This is a genomic window from Lactococcus sp. SK2-659, from assembly GCF_020218185.2.
Lineage (GTDB): Bacteria > Bacillota > Bacilli > Lactobacillales > Streptococcaceae > Lactococcus > Lactococcus lactis.
On record NZ_JAIWQZ020000001.1, the window covers coordinates 241,498 to 263,487 of the forward strand.

Consider the following 21,990-nt stretch of genomic DNA (forward strand, 5'->3'; position numbering starts at 1 on the left):
ACTACTTTTTTGACAATTTTATACACAGTCGTGATGTCACTTTCTCTAAGCTTGTATCTAAAAGAGCGAGAAAAAAATTATTTATTGGTAAGTCTTTATTTTTTGCTTCTTATTTTAAACGGTTTAATAGTGACCATGTCCGAAACCTTTCAAATATTTGCAAATGACTATAATCGGCAATTTATGGTTAATCCAATCATTGAAACCATTTATTATTTGGCAACTTTTGGTATTGCCTTAAAATTAGTGACCGAATTATTTGAAGAAAAAATAAAAACTTATCAATATGGTATTTATATTGCTTTTGCTTTATGGCTTATTGTTGTTCCTTTTATGGCAAATTCAGCGCTAAAGGTCTGGCTCTATTATTTTCCAAGCCAACTACTAATGGTCTGTTTTGGAATTTATTTATTAATCCATAATCGAAAAATGATTCCTAAAAGCAGTTTAGGAAAGTATGTGAAATTAATTGGAAGCCTAGCGATAATTTTTGGATTAGCTATAGTAGTAGAAGATACTTTTATTATTTATTTTAGAGATATTTATCATACAAATATGCTTAAAATTCATAATAGAAATGTTTCAGAAGACATTTTTCATATCTCACTTTGCCTTATTGCTATTAAATATTTTCTAACCAATTATCAAAAAGGCAACGAAGAAGTTGCTGTCATCGGTTTCAAAAATGAAAAAAATGAGACTAATGATTCTGTAAGTAATTTTGAAGAAGATGAATATTACTTTGAAAGATTTATGGATAAATATGGAATCACTCAACGGGAAGGAGAAATTCTTGAACTTCTCCTTCAACGTAAACACAATCAAGAAATAGCCAATCAATTATATCTTTCTCTAGGAACAGTCAAAACCCACACTCACAATATTTTTATAAAACTCCAAGTTGAAAAACGTTCAGAAGTTTGCGAAGTCTGGGAAGCGTTTGAAAAATCAGAGCTTACTCAATAATCCTAAAACTCCATTTTTTAATGGAGTTTATTTTTATTTTGATTAAGAAAGCGGTTAAAATAGTTCTAAACCTTACTAAACCTTTTTACTCAACCCTTTGCTATCAAAGGGTTTTCGGCTTTTTAAAAAGATTAAATCCTAGAGTTGATTGTTTTATATTTTTGCTCTTGATATACTGAAATCGTTCCCAAGAGGGAAGTCAAATAACTATTTTATTCAGGAGGAATAAAGAAATGGTAACAACAAACAAACGTGATTTCATCACAACAGAAGATTACACTAAAGAAGAAATTCTTGATATTGTAACACTGGGCTTAAAAATCAAAGCAGCGATTAAAAATGGCTACTATCCACCACTTCTTAAAAACAAATCACTAGGAATGATTTTCCAACAAACATCAACTCGTACTCGTGTTTCCTTTGAAACAGCTATGACTCAATTAGGAGGACATGCGGAGTATTTAGCACCTGGTCAAATTCAACTCGGTGGTCATGAAACAATAGAAGATACAAGCACAGTTCTTTCTAGATTGCTTGATATCATCATGGCGCGTGTTGATCGTCATGAATCAGTTAATAACCTTGCAAAACATACAACCATTCCAGTTCTTAATGGGATGTCAGACTATAATCATCCAACACAAGAAGTCGGTGATTTGACTACAATGATTGAACATTTACCAGCTGGTAAAAAATTAGAAGATTGTAAAGTTGTCTTTGTCGGTGATGCCACTCAAGTTTGTTTCTCATTAGGTTTAATCGCAACTAAAATGGGAATGCACTTTGTTCATTTTGGCCCTAAAGGCTACCAACTTAATGAAGAACATCAAGCAAAATTAGCTGCAAATTGTGAGGTTTCTGGTGGTACTTATGAAGTAACAGACGATGAAGAATCAATTGTTGGTGCAGATTTCCTTTATACAGATGTTTGGTACGGTTTGTATGATGCAGAACTATCAGAAGAAGAACGTCTAGCGATTTTCTTCCCTAAATATCAAGTGACACCTGAGATGATGGCAAAAGCAGGAGCACATACAAAATTTATGCATTGTCTTCCAGCTTCAAGAGGTGAAGAAGTTGTTGATGCGGTTATTGATGGTCCAAACTCAATTTGTTTTGACGAAGCCGAAAATCGCTTGACTTCAATCCGTGCCCTCCTTGTTTGGTTGATGTCTGATTATGCTGAAAAAAATCCTTATGATTTGAAAGCACAAGCTAAAGCTAAGGCTGAGTTAGAGGCTTACTTAGCAAAATAAGAAAGAGTATCATTTATGGAAAATGGAAAGAAAAAATTTAGTCTGTTTAGTGCTATTCTTTCTGTCATTTGTGTTGTTTTTGTTGCCGAAGCAGCAGCACCGGTTGCTGCTATTGGTAACTCGCAGTTCTTTTGGTGGATTGTTCTCATCGTTGCTTTTCTCTTGCCTTATGGTCTAATTACATCTGAACTTGGAACAACTTATACTGGTGAGGGTGGACTGTATGATTGGATTACAAAAGCCTTTGGACATCGTTGGGGAGCGCGTGCTTCATGGTTTTATTGGGTAAACTTCCCATTATGGATGGCTTCACTTGCTGTACTTTGTCCTGATTTATTGCATACAATGTTTGGCTTTCAATTAAATACAGGTATTTCACTATTAATTGAATTAATTTTCATCTGGGTTATTGTTTTGATTAGTTTATATCCAGTAAGTGATAGCGTTTGGATTTTAAATGGCGGCGCAGTAATTAAGGTATTCTTAGCATTAGCATTAGGAGGCTTAGGAGTTTATTCAGCTTTGACTAAGGGAGTAGCAAATCATTATACTTTAGCATCATTATTTCCAAGTTTTGATTTGCATAGTCTATCATTTATCTCAGTAATCATTTTTAACTTACTGGGGTTTGAAGTCATTTGTACTTTTGCTGACAGTATGGAAAATCCTAAGAAACAAATCCCACAATCAATCATCATTGGTGGGATTGTAATTGCAGCGATTTATATGTTTTCGGCCTTTGGGATCGGTGTTGCTATTCCAACCGATAAATTATCGACAAGTTCGGGATTAGTAGATAGTTTCCAAGTGATGCTAGGTACACCAACAGGTTGGTTCATTAGTTTAATTGCTTTCTTGTTTATGCTGACTTTAGTGGGTAATATGGTTTCTTGGTCACAAGGGGTTAATAATATTGCTAGTTATGCTGCTGATAATGGCGACATGCCTAAATTCTTCTCAAAAAGACGTGCTTCTAATGGAATTTCTTGGGGTGCAGCTTTGATGAATGGGATTGTAGCGACATTTATTGTTGTGATTGCTCCATTATTACCCAATCAAGATTTGTTCTGGTCATTCTTCTCATTAAATTTAGTTCTATTTTTATTGAGTTATATTCCGGTCTTCCCTGCCTTTTATAAATTACGCAAGATTGACCCTGAGACTCCACGTCCATTTAAAGTGAGTGGGAGTGACGGAATCTTGAAAGTATATATGGCCTTACCAATGATTATTATTATCATATCATTAATTTTTACAGCCATACCTTTGCAATATGATAAGGCATCATTGACAGAACAATTACCGATTACAATTGGCGCAATTATTTTTATTGTGATTGGTGAATTAATTATTAAATTTAAAAAAATAAAAAAATAGGAGAGAAAAAATGGCAAAACGTATTATTGGTACAACACCAAAAGAAGATGGTTTTCGGATGCCTGGTGAATTTGAAGCTCAAGATCAAATTTTTATGATCTGGCCCGAACGTCCAGATAACTGGCGTGATGGAGCAAAACCTGTTCAGATTGCCTTTACTAATGTTGCTAAAGCAATTAGTAGATTTACACCAGTAACAATGTTAGTTTCACAATCCCAATATCAAAATGCTCGGTATCAATTACCCGCTGACGTGCGTGTGCTTGAAGTTTCTAACAACGACTCTTGGGTTCGTGACTGTGGGCCAAGTTTTGTAATTAATGATAAGGGCGAACTTCGAGCAAATGACTGGACTTTTAACGCTTGGGGTGGACTTGTTGATGGTCTATATTTTCCTTGGGATCAAGATGATCTAGTGGCACAAAAAGTTTGTGAATTAGAACGTGTTGACTCTTATCGGACAGATGATTTTGTTCTTGAAGGAGGTTCATTCCATGTTGACGGTCAAGGAACAGTTTTGACTACTGAAATGTGCCTTTTATCTGAAGGACGCAATCCTCACATGAGCAAAGAGGGCATTGAAAATAAACTTAAAGAACATTTGAATGCTGAAAAAATTCTTTGGCTTGGGGATGGAATTGACCCAGAAGAAACAAACGGTCACGTGGATGACGTTGCTTGCTTCGTAGCACCAGGGGAAGTTGCATGCATTTATACTGAGGATGAGAAGTCACCTTTTTATGAAGCAGCACAAGATGCCTATAAACGCTTGAGCCAAATGACAGATGCTAAAGGACGTCAACTCAAAGTTCATAAATTGACTTGTCCAGCTAAAAATGTAACGATTAAAAAACAATTTAGAATTGATACAGTTGAAGGAACAATGCCACGTGAAGACGGAGATATTTGTATTGCTTCATATATGAATTTCTTGATTACAAACAAAGGAGTTATCGTACCACAATACGGTGATGAAAATGATGCTCTAGCATTAAAACAAGTTCAAGAGATGTTTCCAGACCGCGAAATAGTTGGCGTGAACACTGTTGAAGTAGTTTATGGTGGAGGAAATATCCATTGTATTACTCAACAACAACCTAAAGCCAAATAAGGAGTAGAGAGGATTTAACAGAAAATGGCAAAACGTATTGTAGTTGCTCTAGGGGGGAATGCTATTTTAACTAGCGACCCTACAGCGCAAGCACAATCTATGGCACTTAATAAGACTGCCGAACAATTAATGCCTTTAATAAAAGACAATGATGTTGAAATGGTTGTCACTCATGGAAATGGACCGCAAGTTGGTAATTTACTTTTGCAACAACTTGAAAGTAATTCAGTTAAAAATCCGGCAATGCCACTTGATACAGCTGTTGCTATGACTCAAGGACAAATTGGTTATTGGATGGCACAAGCTTTTACAGAAGCTCTTGCTAATAATGGAATGTCTGATGTTCCATTTGTTTCTGTAGTGACAAGAACAGTAGTTGATGCTAATGATGAGGCTTTTAAAAATCCGACAAAACCTATTGGACCTTTTTATAGCCAAGAAGAGGCTAAAAATATTCAGACTCAATATCCTGATTGGAAATTGATTGAGGATTCTGGACGAGGTTACCGAAGAGTAGTCCCCTCACCATTACCTCTCAAAATTGTTGAGGCTAACGCAATTAAACCATTGTTAGAATCATCAGCTTTGGTTACGGTATCTGGTGGTGGAGGAATTCCTGTTATTGAAAAAAATAAGGGGTATCAAGGAGTCGAAGCAGTAATTGATAAAGATTTTTCGGCAGCAAAATTAGCAGAACTTGTTGATGCTGATGAACTAGTTATTTTTACCTCTGTCGGTGATGTCTTTTTAAATTTTGGGAAACCTGATCAAAAAGCTCTAGGAGTTGTACCAGTTAGCGAAATGCGTCAATATCTAGAGGAAGGTTATTTTGCGGCAGGTTCTATGAAACCAAAAGTGGCAGCAGCTGTCGCTTTTGTCGAAAATACTGGTAAGCAAGCCACGATTACTTCACTTGAAAATGTGGAAAACTTTGTTAAAAGTGGGGCAGGAACACGGATTGTTCCTGATTGATTAAAAATATCTTAAAAAGGTTACTAGGAAGAAAGAATTCTAGCAACCTTTTTTAAAGGAAATTGGCCTAAATAATAGAGCTTGTTAAAACTTTTTTGTAAAGCGCCAGTATGATTTGTAATCACCTTTCTATCTAGGATATAATATAAAAGTACCTCTTAGCGTTGGGGTACAAAAGCAAATTCTACGGAGCTTCTCGGATATTGGAGTTCCAAAAAAAGTTCCTGTTAAGTCAGGAACTTTTTTATTTTAAAAGAAAAACTACTGTAAAGTTACAATAGCTTTTAATATATATTAGTCATCAAAAAACTAGATATCATACTTTCCTGTATGCAAGTGTCTAATAGTTTCGCCTCCGGGTAAAGGAGGTAATCCAAGAGAATCTTCACGGCTGAAGGCTTCAAGTAATCCAGGAGTCAAGTGAGAATACTCAACTGTTTCCGGACTAATCTTATGAAGAATTGTGTCCCCTTTTCCTTCAGTAATTTTTTTAGCAAAGTTAGGGTCAATCAAAGTTCCACGAGCAACAGCAATTAAATCAGCATAGTTTTCAATCGCATCAGTCGCTGTATCCTCCCCAAAAATACCACCGACAATAAGAAGTTTTGTTTTATCATCTAAAATTTCTTTAAAAAGTTCAGCATAAGATTTTTCGCTATTTTCAGGTTTAGAATTGTATCCTGCCCATAATGAAAGATGAATATAATCAAGTTTATATTTAATTACTTCAGAGATAAGTGAGAGAGCTTCTTTATAATCATAGCCAATATTTTTTCCATGAAGTTCTTCAGGAGAAATACGGTAACCAATGATAAAGTCTTTAGGAGCATATTCATCAACGATTGCTTTTACTTCTTTAACAACAGCTAGCGGAAAGGCCATTCGATTATCCAGTGAACCACCCCATTTATCTGTGCGAAGATTAGAAAGTTTTGAGAAAAATTGTTGAATTAAATAATGATTGGCACCATGAATTTCAACACCGTCAAAACCAGCATCAATTGCACGTTTTGTGGCTTTACCAAAATCAAGAATGATATCATCAATCTCTGTTAGTGTGAGTTCACGAACGGGGTAATCTAAGAAAGAAAAATCGATAGCAGAAGGAGCCACCACATCTAATCCATTAACATGACGTCCTACAGCGGCTCGCCCAGCATGATGAATTTGAAGAATAGCTTTATTTCCATCTTTTTTTAGAGCCTGTGCAGTTTTTCGTAGTCCTTCAAGATGAGCGTCAGAATAAGCTCCTAATTGTTCAGGATATCCTGGCACATATGCTGGTCCACCATTTTCACTCACATAATGGAATTCTGTAATTAACATACCTGCCGCTTGTGAACGGGCAGAGTAATATTGAATAGTATCATCAGAAGCGAAACCACCTTTTAAACCAGAATGAGTTTGCATTGGAGACATTACAATACGATTGTTTAAAGTAGCCCCATGACGTAAGGTAACATGATCAGTTAATTGATTTGACATATTTTTGTCCTGTTATTATTATATTTGGAAAGTAGATTATTAAAACTATAATTCGAGAAATATCAATATGAAGAAATAAAAAAAGTTAATTATAACTCTTCTAATATGAAATTTTTAAAATCGGAAATCATCTCCTCATTTCGACGATAATAGGTCCATTTACCAATGCGAGTAGCAATTAATAAATTGTCTTTTTCTAACATAGATAAATAATGAGAAGTAGTAGACTGAGTTAAGTTAAGTAATTTTTGAATCTCACCTACACAAACACCCGTTTCAACTTCATCTACTTTAGTTTCGTTGTAGAAATGTTTTTTGGGTTCTTTGAGTAAAGTAAGAATCTTCAATCGATATTCATTTGATAGGGTTTTAAAAGTTTCCACATTTTCCATAAATCTATTATATCGAAAAAATACGATATGTCAATATAAAAGATTTTGGGAGTAAGTTAAATACCTATCGTTTGTTGGTTTTTTTTCTTAATTTCAAGTAAACTAAAGAACCATTTGTAGAAATCTTATCTCCCCCACCATTTCTACTTCGATAAGGATTTGTGAAATGAGTATATAGCTTCCTTTCTTCAACTAGTCCATGCTCGATGAGTTCATTTGCGATAAGATTTCTTTCTTCATCTATATTCTCATCAATACGATGAGTAATTTGTCCTGTAAATAAAGAAAATCTAATACCAATATCTAAAGAAGCGGCACAGACCCAATCAGACTTTACTCCCCCAGGGAGGTAATAATCTTGTGGAGTTTCCCATAATCTGATATGATGCCTTTGTTTAGGACTGCCAGCAATTTCTTTTTCAAAGGCGAGGTCTTGTTTTTTAGAAAATAAAAAGAGAGAGCTAACGGGTGCAGTGGGATAGCTTTGATGTAATAAGCTTGATTTTATAATTTTGAGAGAGGAGCTTAAAGTAATTTTATCTGATTTTGTCCACCCCATTCTTAAAAAAGCAGCTTCTATATCCTCTTTTGAACCGTCAATTAATAAATTTACCGAATCACCTAATACACCATCAGAAGTTCTGGACCTTCCGATAAAGTATTCCGGTAGATAAATTTTTGTGATATTCGGAATAATCAGATAGGACAAAATTAGCCATGTGACAATATATAAAAAAATATGAATCTTACGAGTTAATATATCTCTGAAAAATAAATCATAAATGGTATATCCAAAGACAACTGCTACTAAAACACGAAAAGTACGAGCGGTGAAATTTATAATTTTAGTTTTTTGATCCATTGATATCATCTTTCTTATTTAGAGGTTAATGAATATTTTTTGATAAAGTATTATAGATTTTTTTGACACAAAATCTATTTATATATCTATTCTAATTTAAAAATGACTAAAATACTAGAGAGAGTATTGGCTAAAGATTTAGAAATAAAATAGATTCGGAAGAAATTGACTATATTATCAGAAAATTATAAAATAAGCTATCTGAAAGGTTAAAGGAGTGAACAAATGGTCAAAAAAGCGAGTGAAGCAGAAATCTTAGAAGAACTTTATGATTTAATTCTTAGTAAAACATTGAATAGCAAAGAACGTGAAGTTTTAGTGAAGAGTAAGAATAATTTAGAAAAGGGAAATTATACTCCGAAGGTAATCAACGATCTTCAACATTCTCTAGCGCCTCTTGCTAGAAAACAGGAATTATCTAGTGAAGTTGTGAGGTTTTATCTTCAGTTGTCGCAACAATTTATTGAAAGAGGTCAACGTGGAAGTTGGCTTTCGCTTTAATGATAATAAATCTTTCCTTTAGAATGAGCAAACAATTCAATACACTTTATAATAAATTTTTTATAAAATAAGAGTAGTTTTTTTTATATATTATAAGGAGATTTTAAAATGGTAAAAAATATATCGTTGGATTGGTTTTTGGGAATTTTATTGCCTTGCTTATGGATTGGTATTGTTTCTGGACTAATTTCTGGAATGGTAAAAATTGGTTGGGAAGCCATTCTTCCTCCTCGTACAAAAGAGCGAGATGAAACAAACCCTCCTCAAAAACTTATGCAACAAATTGGCTTTCCCCCAAAAATTACTCATGCTTACTTTTTGTATTCTAAAGACCAAAAAGTGTATTGGTTTGCCTTGATTCTTCATTTCAGTTTTTCAATTGTTTTTTCATTTATTTTTGTTGTCTTATCACAAATATGGAGTGGTATAAGCTTAGGCGAGGGGGCTCTTTATGGTATTATTATCTGGTTTTTATGGCATATTCTGTTAATGCCTATTACTAGAACGGTACCACAACCTTGGAAGCAACCTTTTTCAGAACACTTTTCAGAATTTTTTGGGCACATCGTCTGGGCTTGGTCAATAGCTGCTGTGAGTTTTTATATGATTGCTACTCACTATTCAGATGTTCTTTCACTTTTCTAAAATAAAAAGAGCCATTCTTAAGAGGGCTTTTTTTATTTCAGATTTGATGAGAATTTATTCACTTTAAAGAGATTTTCTTCAATAACAAATTCCCACTTTTGTACGTCTTTTTGATATGTTTGTCTATCAGGCAGGGGATCTTTTAGCATTTCATTATATCTGGACATTGACCTTGAGGTGACAAGGTACATAAGGCTATCATTTTCATCAAAAGATAGAGAATATTTCGCTTTAAGGGAAATTTCCACAGTAATTTTATTCTTGAATTGGTGTAGGTTGTTTATTCCTTCAATCTGAATATCAAAAATGGATTCTTTTTTTCCATACATATCATTGTGAACAATATGTTTGTCCTGTTTTTTTAGTAAATTTTTACTGTAAAATTGACTGTTTTGATATAGTTTTGACTGATTCCATGAGCTAAGAACAGCTAAAACAAGAGCTTCAATCTCGTCAGCCTTAATTACGTCTTCTGAGATATTTTTAGCGGTAATATATTTTTTTTTAGTTAATTTTTCAATTAACAATAAGACAAGTGGTGATAAAACTAGAATAGGGATTAGAAGTAGTTTCAGGGAAAATAGATTCATATTAATTTGTGGTTTCTACGGGGGTTAAATAAGCTTTAAATTCGTGATCTGTGGAGCTGTCTTTTGTTGTGATAGTGCACTCATCAAAATGAGTGATATTTGATGAAACTGTAGCTCTATAGGCAGAAACAGTAATCTCTTGACTTAATGTTGAGTCGGGAATGCTATATGCTAAGGTCACTTCTTCCAAGTCCATAAATAAATCTCTGAAAGTTATTTTTTTTATTTTTTCTTTTGTTTCGTTTAAATTTTCTGAGGCATTCCATCCAAGACCTAAAAGAGTGTCAAAATCGGAATATGAAAGTTTTATTGCAGCATCAGAGATATTTTTGTCTTTAAAGTTGACCGACATCGTTTTATCCCGAGCACCTCCAGTAAAGGAAATATCAAAGAAGAGAAATTTAGGTGTGGAGATGGTTAGAGTTGCATCAGGATCCGGAGAATCATGATTTAAATTAACTTGGGCATTTCCTTTGGCATTCGACCAGTCTCCTGCAATAGCCTCTTCATAATCTTTCAAAAAAGATTGGTTTTGAGCTTTCCATACTTCATTAACTGAATTCATATTATTTTTAATTGGAGTTATTGCTTTTTTATACTGAACGGAATTTTTCCGATAGTAGATCATCTTTTGCTTTTTATTGGTTAGTGTCAAAATGTTTCCCGAAATATCAAAAGATGTTTGATATTTGTAGGAGTTGAGATAACTTAATTCATGTTTCTTTTCATTAAAGTGATAATTTTTTTCTTTAGTGAAATTAACGATAGAAGTACTCTTATTGGGAAAATCTAATAATTTGAGATTACTTGTTACTTGTATGGGTCCTTGTAAGAGTTCCCACTGACCTTTTATTAGTGTACTTTCTGACTTTGTTAGTTTGCTACATGCTGAAAGAGAGAAAAAAGTTGTTATTAGTATAGCTACTACGATAATTTTATTTTTCAATTTTTTTACTCCGTTTTAGAAACATCTCCAGAAATTTGAACCCCTTCATTACCACATTGTGTGATGAGTAAGGCAGTATCAAATGATAATTTTCCGTTTTTATATGAAAGTTCGGAAGGGGAAAAGCTTTGAGAAATCGTGCCAGTATCAGTTGTTACATCATAGGAAAAAGCAATATATTTGATACGGCTAAACATTTGTTCGGCGGTGAGGTCTTTAATGATATTTAAAAGTTTCTTAGGATCTACTGGAATATGATCTGAAGGTTCTAATCCTAAAATGCCATTAGGTTGATAAGAAGCATAAGCGTTGTGAATTACTTTCTGGTCAAAATTTGTCAAAGAATCAGAAGAGGCGTGAAATGAAAGATTAGTTCCACCATCGAAAGTTAATGTTTGCATTCCGGGCGCCCAAGCCACACCTTGCCCAGTAGTTGCTACTGACTTAAAGTGGCCTGCCCATGTTCCAATCATTGCTACCTTGAGTGATTTTTCAATGATGTCTGTTTTTGCTTTCCAAACTTCATTCAAATGAGTCACTGATTTTTTCTCTTTGGCTTCTTTGTCGTTAATTTCTTTGGTCTTTTCTTTTTCAAGCTTACTTCCTACTCGATAATAAACATTTCCACCAATATCTGAACTCGTCATATCAAATTTTAAAATATCCTGACCATGTTCTAACTTATAATCATAACTGTATGAACCAATAATAATTTGTCGACCTAGCTTATAGTCGTATTCATTAGTAGCAAGTGTGACTCTTTTCTTATCAAACTTGATTTTTTCACTGGTAGATGCGGTTAAATCTAACAGTTTATGTGCATCTGCAGCACTCGTTGTTTTCGGAAGATTGATTTTACTTTCGGAATACGAAATCCATTCTCCTTGAATAGCTTGGTGAGGATTAGTATTAGTTTTAATGCTATCTTTACTTGAAGTTTTACAGCTGCTTAAAATTCCAATAGAAAAAATAGCAAAGATGATAATAAAAAATTTTTTCATAAATTTATATACTCCAATTTTGGTGACATTACGGCTTAATTATAGCATATAAAATTTTTATTTATGAATATAATTAGAATATAAAGAAGAGATAAAAAGGGCGCTGATAATAATAATTATCTGCGTCCTTTTTATCTTGTTAATGAAATATTTACTTTTTTATCCTTTATCTGCACCAGCTGTGATTCCATTGACGTAGAATTTTTGCATGATGACAAATAGGATTGTGATTGGGATGGCAATGATAACACAGCCTGCAATAAATTGTGTGAAGAAGGCTGTGGCAGCTCCTTTTTGCGAGTGAACCATGCTATATAAACCATAGGCAATTGTAAAGGTTTCTGGATGGGCTTGATTATTTCCTAAAATGATTCCAGAAAAGATGAAGTCTGTCCATGGGGCGATGAATGCCATTAAAGCAGTATAAACAATGATTGGGCGAGAGAGAGGCAAGGTGATATGCGTGAAAACTTGCCATTTGTTTGCTCCATCAATTGTTGCAGCTTCATCAATTGAACGTGGGATGGTGTCAAAGAACCCTTTAGCGATGTAGAAACCTAATCCAGCTCCACCAACATATACCAATATCAAACCACCGAGGTTTAACATGTTCATTGCTTTTAATATATAATAAAGAGCAATCATTGACATGAATCCAGGGAACATTCCGAGAACGAGGGCGATTTGCAAGAATGGTTTACGGAAAGCAAAACGTAAACGGGAGAGTGTATACGACATGATAATCGTAATAAATGTAGAAAGTGTAGCAGAGATAACGGCTACAATAAAGGTGTTAATAATCCATGAAACGAAGGGGAAACTACCACTTTTATTTTGGAAAAGTTGGATATAATTCTCAAAGGTAAATGTTTTTGGGATGATTGTTGAGACAAACCCTGTATTGTTTTGAGTCAGACTGGCTAAGACAATCCAAATAATAGGGAAAATCCAAACAATTGCTAAGAGAGCGAGTAGAATATATCTCAAACTTAATGAGATACGGCGTTGCGTTTTATAAGATTTCATTTCAATTAGCCCTCCTTAAATGCATTTGTACGACGGTATGCTACTAATGAAATTGATGCATTAACAATGAAAATTAAGATACCAAGAACAGCGGCTGCGTTATAACGCTGAGTTTGACCGAATACGAGGTTATAGAGCCAAGTAACAAGAAGATCGGTTGAACCTGCTCCTTGGTAGTTTGGATTCATTGGCCAACCACTAGTCAAGAGGTAAATAACGTTGAAGTTATTGATATTACCAATAAACTGTTGAATCAATGCAGGAGTCATAACAAAGAGAATCTGAGGGAAAGTGATAGAGCGGAAGATGTTCAAACTATTTGCTCCGTCAATACGAGCAGCTTCTATTTGATCTTGGGGGAGATTTTGGATAATTGCAGTAGACACAAGCATTGAGACAGGAATACCAATCCACATATTAACAAAAATTACCGTAATCCGTGCGACCATTGGGTCAGAAGCTGCACCAATAAAGTTTATTGGATTAGAAATAAGATGAAGATTCATCAAGATTCCATTTAAAGCTCCTTGTTGGTCCAAAAATTGTGCCATCATCAATAAGGTTACAAATTGTGGAACGGCAAATACGATAACAAAAATGGTTCTCCAGAATCCTTTAAATTTAATTCCAGTAGATTCAATGAGAAGAGCTAGTAATACACCTCCAAGGAATGTTGTAGCTGTTGCAACAATTGCCCATACTAAGGTCCATCCCAAAACTGGGAAGAATGTGCCAGCTAAATCACCGGTTAAAACATTGCCAAAGGCTTGGAATCCAGTCCATGAGAAAGCAGTAGCATGAAGGCGATCATAGTTTGTGAACGCCATTGAAATCATATATACAGTAGGTAATACGGTAAAAGCTAATACACCAATCAATGGAACAGCCATCAAAGTTGCATAAAGTTTTTCGTCAAGTAAAGAAGCGAGTTCTTCTTTATTTGTTGGGATATGTTTACCTTCTCGTTTTAAATAATAAAGATGCTTATTTGAGCGGTAGTTGAACCAATAAAGCAGTATAAATAAAATCACAACAAGACAGGCAATAAGTCCCCAAAGTAGAATTAAAACAGAGTTATCTGGCTGTAAAGTTTGTGGAAAACCAGAGGCATCAGTAATTGTTCTTTTTATTTTATTTGGGCCTAAGCTACTAAGAAGAGAGAAGGCACTGATTCCAGAGAAAAGAAGCCAGCCAATAAATGCAATTTCAAGAATTAAAAGTGTGAAGCCTTTTACCCATTGTTTATTTTTAATTTGGTTCAAACCCATAACAAAGAAGGTTAATTTTGTTACTGTGTCCCCTTTTGAGAAAACTTCGCCTAATTTAATTGATTTTTCTTCAGGAGAAATCGTGCTTTCAGTGAGTTTTCTTTTTTTCTTTTTAGTCATAATATTTCCTTTAAAAATTAAGAGGTTAGGCTGAAGGAGCCCAACCTCTTATTCACATATAACCATTAGATTGTCTCTTATTTAGAGATGCTGTCTTGGAATTTTTGTAATTGAGCTTGATAGTCAGCTGGTTTGATAGAGCCAGTGTAAGCACCGTTCATCAAAGGACCAGCATTATTCCAGAAAGTTGCCATTTGTGGAAGTTTAGGCATTACTACAGAATTTCCTTCTTTAGACATTGTAATAACTGCTTTGGTAACGTCTGAATTCTTCACAGCGTCATTCATTTGAGCGTCGTTATTTGTAGGAACATCTCCTTGAGAATTAAAGAGTTTCAACTGAGCAGATTCACTTGAGAGATATTGAGCAACTGTTTGAGCAGCAGCTTGACTCTTAGAAGCTGAATTGACTGCAAATCCTTTAATACCTTGGAATGATTGGAGTTGTTTAGCTTGTCCATCAATGTTGATTGTTGGGTAAGGAGCAACTGCGAAGTTATCACCTAAAATCTTTTTAATGTTAGCAGTATCCCAAGGACCGTCAAACATGGCAGCAACTTTACCGGCTTGGAGTTGATTTAAGGCATTAGTTGTTTGAATTACATTTTTATTTGATTTTTGTGCAGCAATCCATTCAAGTGCTTTAACACCATTTGCCGATGCAACATCAGTAGATTTCACATCTTCGCCTGATTTACCGAAAAGGGTTGTGCCAGCTGTAAAGAATACTGGATAAGAGTAGTAAGGGTCGGTGTAGTTAGCAGCAAATCCAGCTTTAGCAGTCATTCCTTCCCAAGTTTTGACATCGTCAGCTGACAATTTAGACTTGTTATAGAAGAGGACAAGAGATTCTGTTGATTTAGGGAATGCATAAATCTTGTCTTTGTAAGTTACACCATTAACAGTGACATCAGAGTTGTCTTTTTTGATTTCGTTAGCGAATTTTGTAGCAACTGGATTGATATAACCTTTATCAGCCATATCACCAAGTTGGTCATTTGGTACAGCGAAGACGTCAGCATATTTAGAAGGGTCTTTAGCGATATCTACTTTAGCATTTGCTGAACCAGATGCATTGGCAATAATTTGAACTTTAAGGTCTGGGTATTTTGAAGCCAATCCTTTAGCAACGTCTGTATATGTTGCTTTTTGTTGTGTGTCTACATAAACACGAACTGTTCCTTTAATGCTGTCTGAGCTAGAAGAAGATGATTTGTTAGAACTTGCTGATGAACCGCAAGCTGCGAGGGTTGCGAGGGCGAGTACAGATGCTCCACCAAGAGCAACTTTTTTCCATGATTTCATTTTGTGTTTCCTCCTAATGAAAACGGTTTATTTTATACACTCCTCATTTTACGCAACCGTTTGCTTTTTGTCAAGGAAAAAAATATTACATTTTGATTACTTAGAAATTGGTTTATACCGACTTTTTAGCGTATTCTTTAGAATGAAAAATAAATGTTTTAAAAAATAATATACGAAAATTGTCGCAAACGGTTGCGTCAATGAAAGCGTTATGATAAAATATGATTAATGTGAGATTTATCTTCTCCAGATGTGGTGGAAATGACACTATCGAAAAGCGACGGAAAAGGTGCTTTTCGCTGTCCTTGAGATTAATTGAAAATAGTTTAAGACAGTACAGCCATCAAAAAAATTTGGAGGTTCTATTATGAACAAAGCTGCAATTTATCATCGTCCTGAGTCGGAATTTGCTTATCTTTATGCAAAAAATCTGATGCATGTTCGTCTGCAAACACAAAAATCTGATGTGGAAAAAGTCGAATTATTTTATGGCGATCCTTATTCGTGGGAAGGGCTTGATAACCCTAAAACACAGTATTGGGCTAGTCAAAAAGTAGAGATGAAAAAGTATCTTTCTACTAATATTAGCGATTATTTTGAGGCCGAAATTACTGTTGCAACGAAACGAGTAGATTACTTATTTGTCATTACAGGTTTGGATGGAGAAAAAGTAGTTTACACAGACCAAGGAATGTTTGATTACGATGAGAGTTTGGTGACTAAAAAATATGGGGCTTTCCGTTTGCCTTATTTCCATGAAAGTGATCGTTTTAAAGCACCTGAATGGGTCAAAGAAACGGTTTGGTATCAAATTTTCCCTGAACGTTTTGCCAATGGGGATACGAGCAATGATCCTGAGGGAACAAAAGCTTGGAATCCACAAGATGTTCCTGACCGTCAAGATTTTTATGGGGGAGACTTGCAAGGGGTGATTGATCATTTGGAACATTTGACTGAACTCGGTGTGAATGGCATTTACTTTACTCCTATTTTCCAAGCTTTTTCTAATCATAAATATGATACAGAAGATTATATGGAAATTGATAAGCAATTTGGGGATAAGGAATTGTTTAAAACTTTGGTGAAAGAAGCACATGCGCGTGGTATTAAAGTCATGTTAGATGCGGTCTTTAATCACATCGGAGATACGTCTGCTCAATGGCAAGATGTATTGAAAAATCAAGAAAAATCAAAATTTGCGGATTGGTTCCATGTTAATAGTTGGCCAGCAACTTATACTCCAACTGATGATTTTGAAAATGCTGAGAATGCAACTTATGATACTTTTGCCTTTACTCCACACATGCCAAAACTCAATACGGCTAACCCAGAGGTTGAAGCTTATCTTTTGAAAGTAGCTGATTATTGGATTTCTGAGTTTGATATTGATGCTTGGCGTTTGGATGTGGCGGATGAAGTGGATCACACTTTCTGGAAAAAATTCCGCACAACTTGTGACGCGGCAAAAGATGATTTTTATATTTTAGGTGAGGTTTGGCATTCTGCGCAACCTTGGTTAGTTGGCGATGAGTTTTCTGCCGTTATGAATTATGCTTATACCGATGCGATTAAAGATGGTTTGATTACGAAGAAGATTTCTTTGGAACAAATGGTTTCTAATATTAATACGCAACTGACATTATACCGTAAGCAAGTGAATCAAATGATGTTTAATGTTTTAGATTCTCATGATACACCCAGAATTTTGACTGTTGCAAAAAATAATAAAAATTTGATGAAATTGGTTGAAACGTTCACCTTCATGCAACCAGGTGTGCCTTGTATTTATTATGGAGATGAGTATGCGGTGACAGGTGGAATGGACCCTGAGTGTCGTAAGGTGATGCCTTGGGAAGAAAAAGATCAAGATTTAGAGATGTTTGAATTCTTTAAAAATCTGATTGCTCTACGCAAACAATATCAAGGAATTTTAAGTGATTCAGAAGTAGAATGGAAAATCGTAGATTCAGAAAATGGCATTGTGAAATTTGAACGTGGAACTTTGAAAGCTATTTTCAATATTGGCGAAAAACCGGCTTATTTTTCAGCTGATGAAGTGGTTTTCTCTAATTTGGTTGACCAAAATAATATTCTACAATATGGTTTTGTAGTCTATAAATAGAAAACGGATTCTGTCAGTTCACTGCGACCGAGGGAATCATTGAATCGGTAAATAAAGAAACTATCGGCTTTGCTGATAGTTTTGTCAGTAAAAATTGCTGACAGAATCATTGGTTTAGTGAGTATTTTACTGACGGGATTAACTTATAAAGTAGTCAGTAAAATTTTAATTGAGTTCATTCTCCTATTTTCCCAGGATATAGGAGAATGAACTCACATCTTAATGGAGTAGTTAATATGAAAGAAAATTGGTGGCAAAAAACAGTCGTTTATCAGATTTATCCGCGTTCTTTTATGGATGCTAATGGTGATGGTGTTGGTGATTTGCAAGGAATTATCTCTAAATTAGATTATCTTGAAAAACTTGGAATTGGTGCAATTTGGTTGAGTCCAGTTTATCAATCGCCAATGGATGATAATGGTTATGATATTTCTGATTATCAAGCAATTGCTGATGTTTTTGGAACGATGTCGGATATGGATGAATTGCTCTTGGAAGCTAAAAAGCGAAATATTCAAATTGTTATGGATTTGGTAGTTAATCATACTTCTGATGAACATAAATGGTTTGTGGAAGCTAGAAAATCAAAAGATAATGCTTATCGTGATTATTATATTTGGGCTGATGAACCCAATGCTTTGCAATCTACCTTTTCTGGTTCTGCTTGGGAATTTGATGAGGAATCGGGCCAATATTTCCTTCATCTTTTTAGCAAGCGTCAGCCAGACTTAAACTGGGAAAATCCTCAGGTTCATCAAGAAGTTTATGACATGATGAATTTCTGGATTGATAAGGGAATCGGCGGTTTTCGCATGGATGTGATTGACTTGATTGGGAAAGAAATTGACCAAGAAATCACAGGAAATGGGCCTAAATTACATGAGTATTTGCATGAGATGAATCAGGCAACTTTTGGTCAGAAAAATTTGCTGACCGTAGGTGAAACTTGGGGAGCAACACCAGAGATTGCGGAACTTTATTCAGACCCTAAACGTCAAGAATTATCAATGGTTTTCCAATTTGAACACATCACAAATGCTTATCTTGATGAGGGTGAAAAATGGGATAAAAAGGAATTTTCAGTTTCAAAACTTAAAGAAATTTTAGCCAAATGGCAAGCTTTAGAAAAAGGTTGGAATTCACTTTTTTGGAATAATCATGATTTACCACGGATTGTCTCAAATTGGGGAAATGATGGAAAATATCGTTTGAAATCAGCTAAAGCTTTTGCGATTTTATTGCATTTGATGAAAGGAACGCCTTATATTTATCAAGGTGAAGAGCTTGGAATGACGAATTATCCTTTTGAATCAATTGAAGAAGTCAATGATATCGAGTCACGGAATATGTTTGCTGAACGCTTAGCTGCTGGTCATTCTGAAAATGAAATCATGGATTCAATTCGTCGTGTTGGTCGTGATAATGCAAGAACACCGATGCAATGGACGGCTGGAGAAAATGCAGGTTTTACTGATGGAAAACCTTGGCTCGCTGTCAATCCTAATCATGAAGAAATTAATGCTGATCAAGCCATGAGTGATCCTGATTCTGTTTTTTATACTTATCAAAAGTTGATTGAACTTCGTAAACAACATGATTGGGTCATTTATGGGGGCTTCAAGTTGATTGATTCTGAGGCTGATGTTTTTGCATATTTGCGGACTTATAAGGGCAAGAAATATTTGGTCGTTGCCAATTTATCTGATGAAGAAAATCAATTTAAAACAGGATTTGTCTGTCGTGACTTATTGATTCACAATGAAAATTTCCTGCCTGAACTTTCTCAGATTAAATTAAAAGCTTGGGAAGCCTTTGCTTGCGAAGTGGAATAGTTAAAGCGCAAAAGGGTGAGGTGAAAATGAGCGAATTTAAAAGAATGGTTGCTGGCAAACTCTATAAAGCAAGTAAGGTTGAACCAGAATACAAACCTGATAATAATCGAGCATTAAATCAAGAAATTAACCAACTCAATCTACTTGATACAGAAAAAATTGTGGCACTTGAAAAAGAACTTTTTGGTCAAACTGGCGATGAGTTATTTGTAAATCCACCGCTTTACATCGACTATGGTAAAAATACAAGAATTGGTCAGCGCTTTTATGCCAATATGGACTGTATTTTTCTGGATGTTGCACCGATTACGATTGGCGATGATGTGATGTTTGGACCTCGCGTCAGTCTGATTACGGCTTCTCATCCAATAGATGCCGGAGTTCGACAGCGTGGACTAGAATATGGAAAAGCGATTACGATTGGTAACCGAGTTTGGCTTGGTGCAGGAGTAATTGTTAATCCGGGCGTTACGATTGGCGAAAATACAATTGTGGGTTCGGGAACGGTAGTGACGAAAAATTTGCCAGCAAATGTGATTGCAGTAGGTAATCCAGCACGAATTCTCCGCGAAATTACTGATTCTGACCGACTTTACTGGGAAGAAAAAGAGAACGAATATTATGAAAAATAAGCTTTTACTTCTGTCAGTAACTTTACTGGCGACGTGTGCTTTAAGTGCTTGTCAAAAAGCAAATTCAAAAGATTCATCAGTAAAAAAAGTGGCTGTCAGCCAAAAGGTTGATAGGAGTTTGTATCGTAATTTTTATGAAATATTTACGAGTTCATTTGCCGATTCAAATCATGATGGCGAAGGTGATTTAAATGGGGTCACGCAACATTTAGACTACTTGAATACTGGAAAATCCAATTCTACAACGGATTTGAAAGTGCAAGGACTTTGGATGACACCGATTTTTGCTAGTCCTAGTTATCATGGCTATGATGTCACTAATTACGAAGAAATTAATCCTAAATTTGGGACAATGGCTGATTTTGAAAATCTGATTGCTCAAGCTAAAAAACGAGGAATTGCTGTGATTTTAGATATGCCATTTAACCACACGGCGACTGATAATGTTTGGTTTCAAAAAGCACTAGCTGGCGACAAAAAATATGTGGCTTATTATAATTGGTCGGATACAGCAAAAGAGGGTTATAGTTTAGCCAGCAATGGCAAATACTATGAGTCAGAGTTTGATAAATCCATGCCAGACCTCAATCTTGCCAATCCTGAGGTCAAAAAAGAAATTGCAAAAATTACGAAATTTTGGTTAGACAAAGGTGTTTCTGGTTTTCGTTTGGACGCTGTCGGTTTTTATTTCTCAAATGATGACAAAAAAACGACGGCCTTTACCAAATGGCTGACAGACACGGTCAAAAAGCAAAATCCAAAAGCTTATTTAGTGGGCGAAGTTTTTTCAACGGCTTCGGCAATTGATGATATTTATCCATCAGGTATTGATTCATTATTTGACTTTCCGAATGCTTTGCAATCGAGTTCAAGTCCAATTAATTCGGCTTTAGTCTTAGGTGAAGGCTCTTTATTTGGTCAACAAATTGAAGCATGGGACCAAGAAATTCATGCGGATAACCCGAAAGCCATTGACGCTCCTTTCTTGAGTAATCATGACACAGACCGATCTGCAACCCTTTTAAGTTCTTTATCCATGCAGAAAATGGCTGCTCAAACTTATCTTTTGATGCCGGGAAATCCATTTATTTACTACGGTGAGGAATTGGGGCTGACAGGTTCTGGCATTGACCAAAATAAACGTTTGCCAATGCCTTGGAATGCTGCTGGGACAGATTCTCCCAAAGCAGACATTTCTGTGCCAGGCGCGACAGAAATTGCCACAACTGACGGAGGCTCAGTAGCTCAACAAGAAGCCAATCCGAACTCACTGCTCAATTGGTACAAAAAAATTTTACGGGTCAAAGCAAAATATCCTGAAATTGCGACTGACAGATTGAAAAATATTTCTGTCAGTGAAGAGAGCTTGTCTGTCATTAATTATGGAAAGGATTTGACTATTATCAATAATTTTTCCGATACAGAAAATGTGACAATGAAACTCCCAAAAAGCGTTGTTGGGACAAAAATCACTGACCAACTTTCTGTCAGTAGTTCTCAAGCAAAATTAACTGATGGAAAATTGACAATTCCAGCTTACAGCACCGTTATTTTGAAAAAATAAATAAGTTCAGTTTAGGGA

General features: G+C 35.2%; 20 protein-coding genes. 11 read left to right on the forward strand and 9 right to left on the reverse strand.

The window, feature by feature from the left end; all coding sequences use genetic code 11:
• Positions 1-135: 135 nt before the first annotated feature.
• The 5 genes from LDP15_RS01210 (at position 136) to arcC (ending at position 5,682) form a co-directional block, all read left to right on the forward strand.
• Positions 136-966, forward strand: coding sequence for a LuxR C-terminal-related transcriptional regulator (locus LDP15_RS01210; protein ID WP_225513417.1), 831 nt, complete (start codon positions 136-138; stop codon positions 964-966).
• Positions 967-1,199: 233 nt separating this feature from the next.
• On the forward strand, positions 1,200-2,222 hold the full coding sequence (gene ptcA / locus LDP15_RS01215) for a putrescine carbamoyltransferase (RefSeq protein ID WP_003130905.1): 1,023 nt from the start codon (positions 1,200-1,202) through the stop codon (positions 2,220-2,222).
• 15 nt (positions 2,223-2,237) lie between these two features.
• Positions 2,238-3,599: an APC family permease gene (locus LDP15_RS01220; RefSeq protein WP_015426880.1), complete on the forward strand. Its 1,362-nt coding sequence runs from the start codon at positions 2,238-2,240 to the stop codon at positions 3,597-3,599.
• Positions 3,600-3,609: 10 nt separating this feature from the next.
• On the forward strand, positions 3,610-4,710 hold the full coding sequence (gene aguA / locus LDP15_RS01225) for an agmatine deiminase (protein ID WP_015426879.1): 1,101 nt from the start codon (positions 3,610-3,612) through the stop codon (positions 4,708-4,710).
• A gap of 24 nt (positions 4,711-4,734) precedes the next feature.
• Positions 4,735-5,682 (forward strand): carbamate kinase, encoded by a 948-nt coding sequence (gene arcC / locus LDP15_RS01230; RefSeq protein WP_015426878.1) that lies wholly within the window; start codon positions 4,735-4,737, stop codon positions 5,680-5,682.
• 309 nt (positions 5,683-5,991) lie between these two features.
• Here arcC and LDP15_RS01235 read toward each other — a convergent pair whose 3' ends face one another.
• The 3 genes from LDP15_RS01235 to LDP15_RS01245 all read right to left on the reverse strand — a co-directional run bounded on the left by LDP15_RS01235 (position 5,992) and on the right by LDP15_RS01245 (position 8,430).
• A complete protein-coding gene (locus LDP15_RS01235; protein ID WP_015426877.1) occupies positions 5,992-7,167 on the reverse strand; it encodes an NADH-dependent flavin oxidoreductase in 1,176 nt (391 codons plus the stop codon).
• Positions 7,168-7,256: 89 nt separating this feature from the next.
• Positions 7,257-7,559, reverse strand: coding sequence for a helix-turn-helix transcriptional regulator (locus LDP15_RS01240; RefSeq protein ID WP_003130388.1), 303 nt, complete (start codon positions 7,557-7,559; stop codon positions 7,257-7,259).
• A gap of 64 nt (positions 7,560-7,623) precedes the next feature.
• On the reverse strand, positions 7,624-8,430 hold the full coding sequence (locus tag LDP15_RS01245) for an LssY C-terminal domain-containing protein (protein ID WP_015426876.1): 807 nt from the start codon (positions 8,428-8,430) through the stop codon (positions 7,624-7,626).
• Between the two features lie 216 nt (positions 8,431-8,646).
• On the opposite strand from LDP15_RS01245, the gene LDP15_RS01250 reads away from it, so the two are divergent.
• Both LDP15_RS01250 and LDP15_RS01255 read left to right on the forward strand, forming a co-directional pair.
• Positions 8,647-8,922, forward strand: a complete 276-nt coding sequence (locus LDP15_RS01250) for a bacteriocin immunity protein (protein ID WP_003130384.1) — start codon at positions 8,647-8,649, stop codon at positions 8,920-8,922.
• 108 nt (positions 8,923-9,030) lie between these two features.
• Positions 9,031-9,567, forward strand: coding sequence for a YagU family protein (locus LDP15_RS01255; RefSeq protein WP_015426875.1), 537 nt, complete (start codon positions 9,031-9,033; stop codon positions 9,565-9,567).
• A 32-nt stretch (positions 9,568-9,599) separates the two neighbouring features.
• Here LDP15_RS01255 and LDP15_RS01260 read toward each other — a convergent pair whose 3' ends face one another.
• From LDP15_RS01260 to LDP15_RS01285, 6 genes are all read right to left on the reverse strand, one after another.
• Complete coding sequence (locus tag LDP15_RS01260) at positions 9,600-10,157, reverse strand: hypothetical protein (RefSeq protein WP_015426874.1); 558 nt, start codon at positions 10,155-10,157, stop codon at positions 9,600-9,602.
• A 1-nt stretch (position 10,158) separates the two neighbouring features.
• A complete protein-coding gene (locus LDP15_RS01265) occupies positions 10,159-11,103 on the reverse strand; it encodes a hypothetical protein (protein ID WP_039115764.1) in 945 nt (314 codons plus the stop codon).
• A gap of 5 nt (positions 11,104-11,108) precedes the next feature.
• Positions 11,109-12,104 (reverse strand): hypothetical protein, encoded by a 996-nt coding sequence (locus LDP15_RS01270; RefSeq protein WP_015426872.1) that lies wholly within the window; start codon positions 12,102-12,104, stop codon positions 11,109-11,111.
• A gap of 159 nt (positions 12,105-12,263) precedes the next feature.
• Positions 12,264-13,130: a sugar ABC transporter permease gene (locus LDP15_RS01275; protein ID WP_015426871.1), complete on the reverse strand. Its 867-nt coding sequence runs from the start codon at positions 13,128-13,130 to the stop codon at positions 12,264-12,266.
• Positions 13,131-13,135: 5 nt separating this feature from the next.
• The gene (locus LDP15_RS01280) at positions 13,136-14,518 is read right to left on the reverse strand and encodes a carbohydrate ABC transporter permease (RefSeq protein ID WP_015426870.1); all 1,383 of its coding nucleotides are present in this window, start codon (positions 14,516-14,518) and stop codon (positions 13,136-13,138) included.
• Positions 14,519-14,595: 77 nt separating this feature from the next.
• A complete protein-coding gene (locus LDP15_RS01285; protein WP_015426869.1) occupies positions 14,596-15,822 on the reverse strand; it encodes an extracellular solute-binding protein in 1,227 nt (408 codons plus the stop codon).
• Between the two features lie 367 nt (positions 15,823-16,189).
• Between LDP15_RS01285 and LDP15_RS01290 the strand changes: the two genes are divergently transcribed.
• The 4 genes from LDP15_RS01290 (at position 16,190) to LDP15_RS01305 (ending at position 21,972) form a co-directional block, all read left to right on the forward strand.
• Positions 16,190-17,944: a glycoside hydrolase family 13 protein gene (locus LDP15_RS01290; protein ID WP_136122484.1), complete on the forward strand. Its 1,755-nt coding sequence runs from the start codon at positions 16,190-16,192 to the stop codon at positions 17,942-17,944.
• Positions 17,945-18,180: 236 nt separating this feature from the next.
• The gene (locus LDP15_RS01295) at positions 18,181-19,776 is read left to right on the forward strand and encodes an alpha-glucosidase (protein WP_042230778.1); all 1,596 of its coding nucleotides are present in this window, start codon (positions 18,181-18,183) and stop codon (positions 19,774-19,776) included.
• Positions 19,777-19,802: 26 nt separating this feature from the next.
• Positions 19,803-20,408: a sugar O-acetyltransferase gene (locus LDP15_RS01300; RefSeq protein ID WP_021470128.1), complete on the forward strand. Its 606-nt coding sequence runs from the start codon at positions 19,803-19,805 to the stop codon at positions 20,406-20,408.
• Positions 20,398-21,972 carry an alpha-amylase family glycosyl hydrolase gene (locus tag LDP15_RS01305; RefSeq protein ID WP_015426865.1) on the forward strand — a complete coding sequence of 525 codons (1,575 nt, stop codon included), beginning with the start codon at positions 20,398-20,400 and terminating at the stop codon, positions 21,970-21,972. The genes LDP15_RS01300 and LDP15_RS01305 overlap by 11 nt, the downstream gene beginning before the upstream one ends.
• Positions 21,973-21,990: the final 18 nt, after the last annotated feature.

Coding starts and splice junctions, on each gene's coding strand:
- LDP15_RS01210 (WP_225513417.1), top strand. CDS start 136: ATGTCCGAAACCTTTCAAATATTTGCAAATGACTATAATCGGCAATTT.
- ptcA (WP_003130905.1), top strand. CDS start 1,200: ATGGTAACAACAAACAAACGTGATTTCATCACAACAGAAGATTACACT.
- LDP15_RS01220 (WP_015426880.1), top strand. CDS start 2,238: ATGGAAAATGGAAAGAAAAAATTTAGTCTGTTTAGTGCTATTCTTTCT.
- aguA (WP_015426879.1), top strand. CDS start 3,610: ATGGCAAAACGTATTATTGGTACAACACCAAAAGAAGATGGTTTTCGG.
- arcC (WP_015426878.1), top strand. CDS start 4,735: ATGGCAAAACGTATTGTAGTTGCTCTAGGGGGGAATGCTATTTTAACT.
- LDP15_RS01235 (WP_015426877.1), bottom strand. CDS start 7,167: ATGTCAAATCAATTAACTGATCATGTTACCTTACGTCATGGGGCTACT.
- LDP15_RS01240 (WP_003130388.1), bottom strand. CDS start 7,559: ATGGAAAATGTGGAAACTTTTAAAACCCTATCAAATGAATATCGATTG.
- LDP15_RS01245 (WP_015426876.1), bottom strand. CDS start 8,430: ATGATATCAATGGATCAAAAAACTAAAATTATAAATTTCACCGCTCGT.
- LDP15_RS01250 (WP_003130384.1), top strand. CDS start 8,647: ATGGTCAAAAAAGCGAGTGAAGCAGAAATCTTAGAAGAACTTTATGAT.
- LDP15_RS01255 (WP_015426875.1), top strand. CDS start 9,031: ATGGTAAAAAATATATCGTTGGATTGGTTTTTGGGAATTTTATTGCCT.
- LDP15_RS01260 (WP_015426874.1), bottom strand. CDS start 10,157: ATGAATCTATTTTCCCTGAAACTACTTCTAATCCCTATTCTAGTTTTA.
- LDP15_RS01270 (WP_015426872.1), bottom strand. CDS start 12,104: ATGAAAAAATTTTTTATTATCATCTTTGCTATTTTTTCTATTGGAATT.
- LDP15_RS01275 (WP_015426871.1), bottom strand. CDS start 13,130: ATGAAATCTTATAAAACGCAACGCCGTATCTCATTAAGTTTGAGATAT.
- LDP15_RS01280 (WP_015426870.1), bottom strand. CDS start 14,518: ATGACTAAAAAGAAAAAAAGAAAACTCACTGAAAGCACGATTTCTCCT.
- LDP15_RS01285 (WP_015426869.1), bottom strand. CDS start 15,822: ATGAAATCATGGAAAAAAGTTGCTCTTGGTGGAGCATCTGTACTCGCC.
- LDP15_RS01290 (WP_136122484.1), top strand. CDS start 16,190: ATGAACAAAGCTGCAATTTATCATCGTCCTGAGTCGGAATTTGCTTAT.
- LDP15_RS01295 (WP_042230778.1), top strand. CDS start 18,181: ATGAAAGAAAATTGGTGGCAAAAAACAGTCGTTTATCAGATTTATCCG.
- LDP15_RS01300 (WP_021470128.1), top strand. CDS start 19,803: ATGAGCGAATTTAAAAGAATGGTTGCTGGCAAACTCTATAAAGCAAGT.
- LDP15_RS01305 (WP_015426865.1), top strand. CDS start 20,398: ATGAAAAATAAGCTTTTACTTCTGTCAGTAACTTTACTGGCGACGTGT.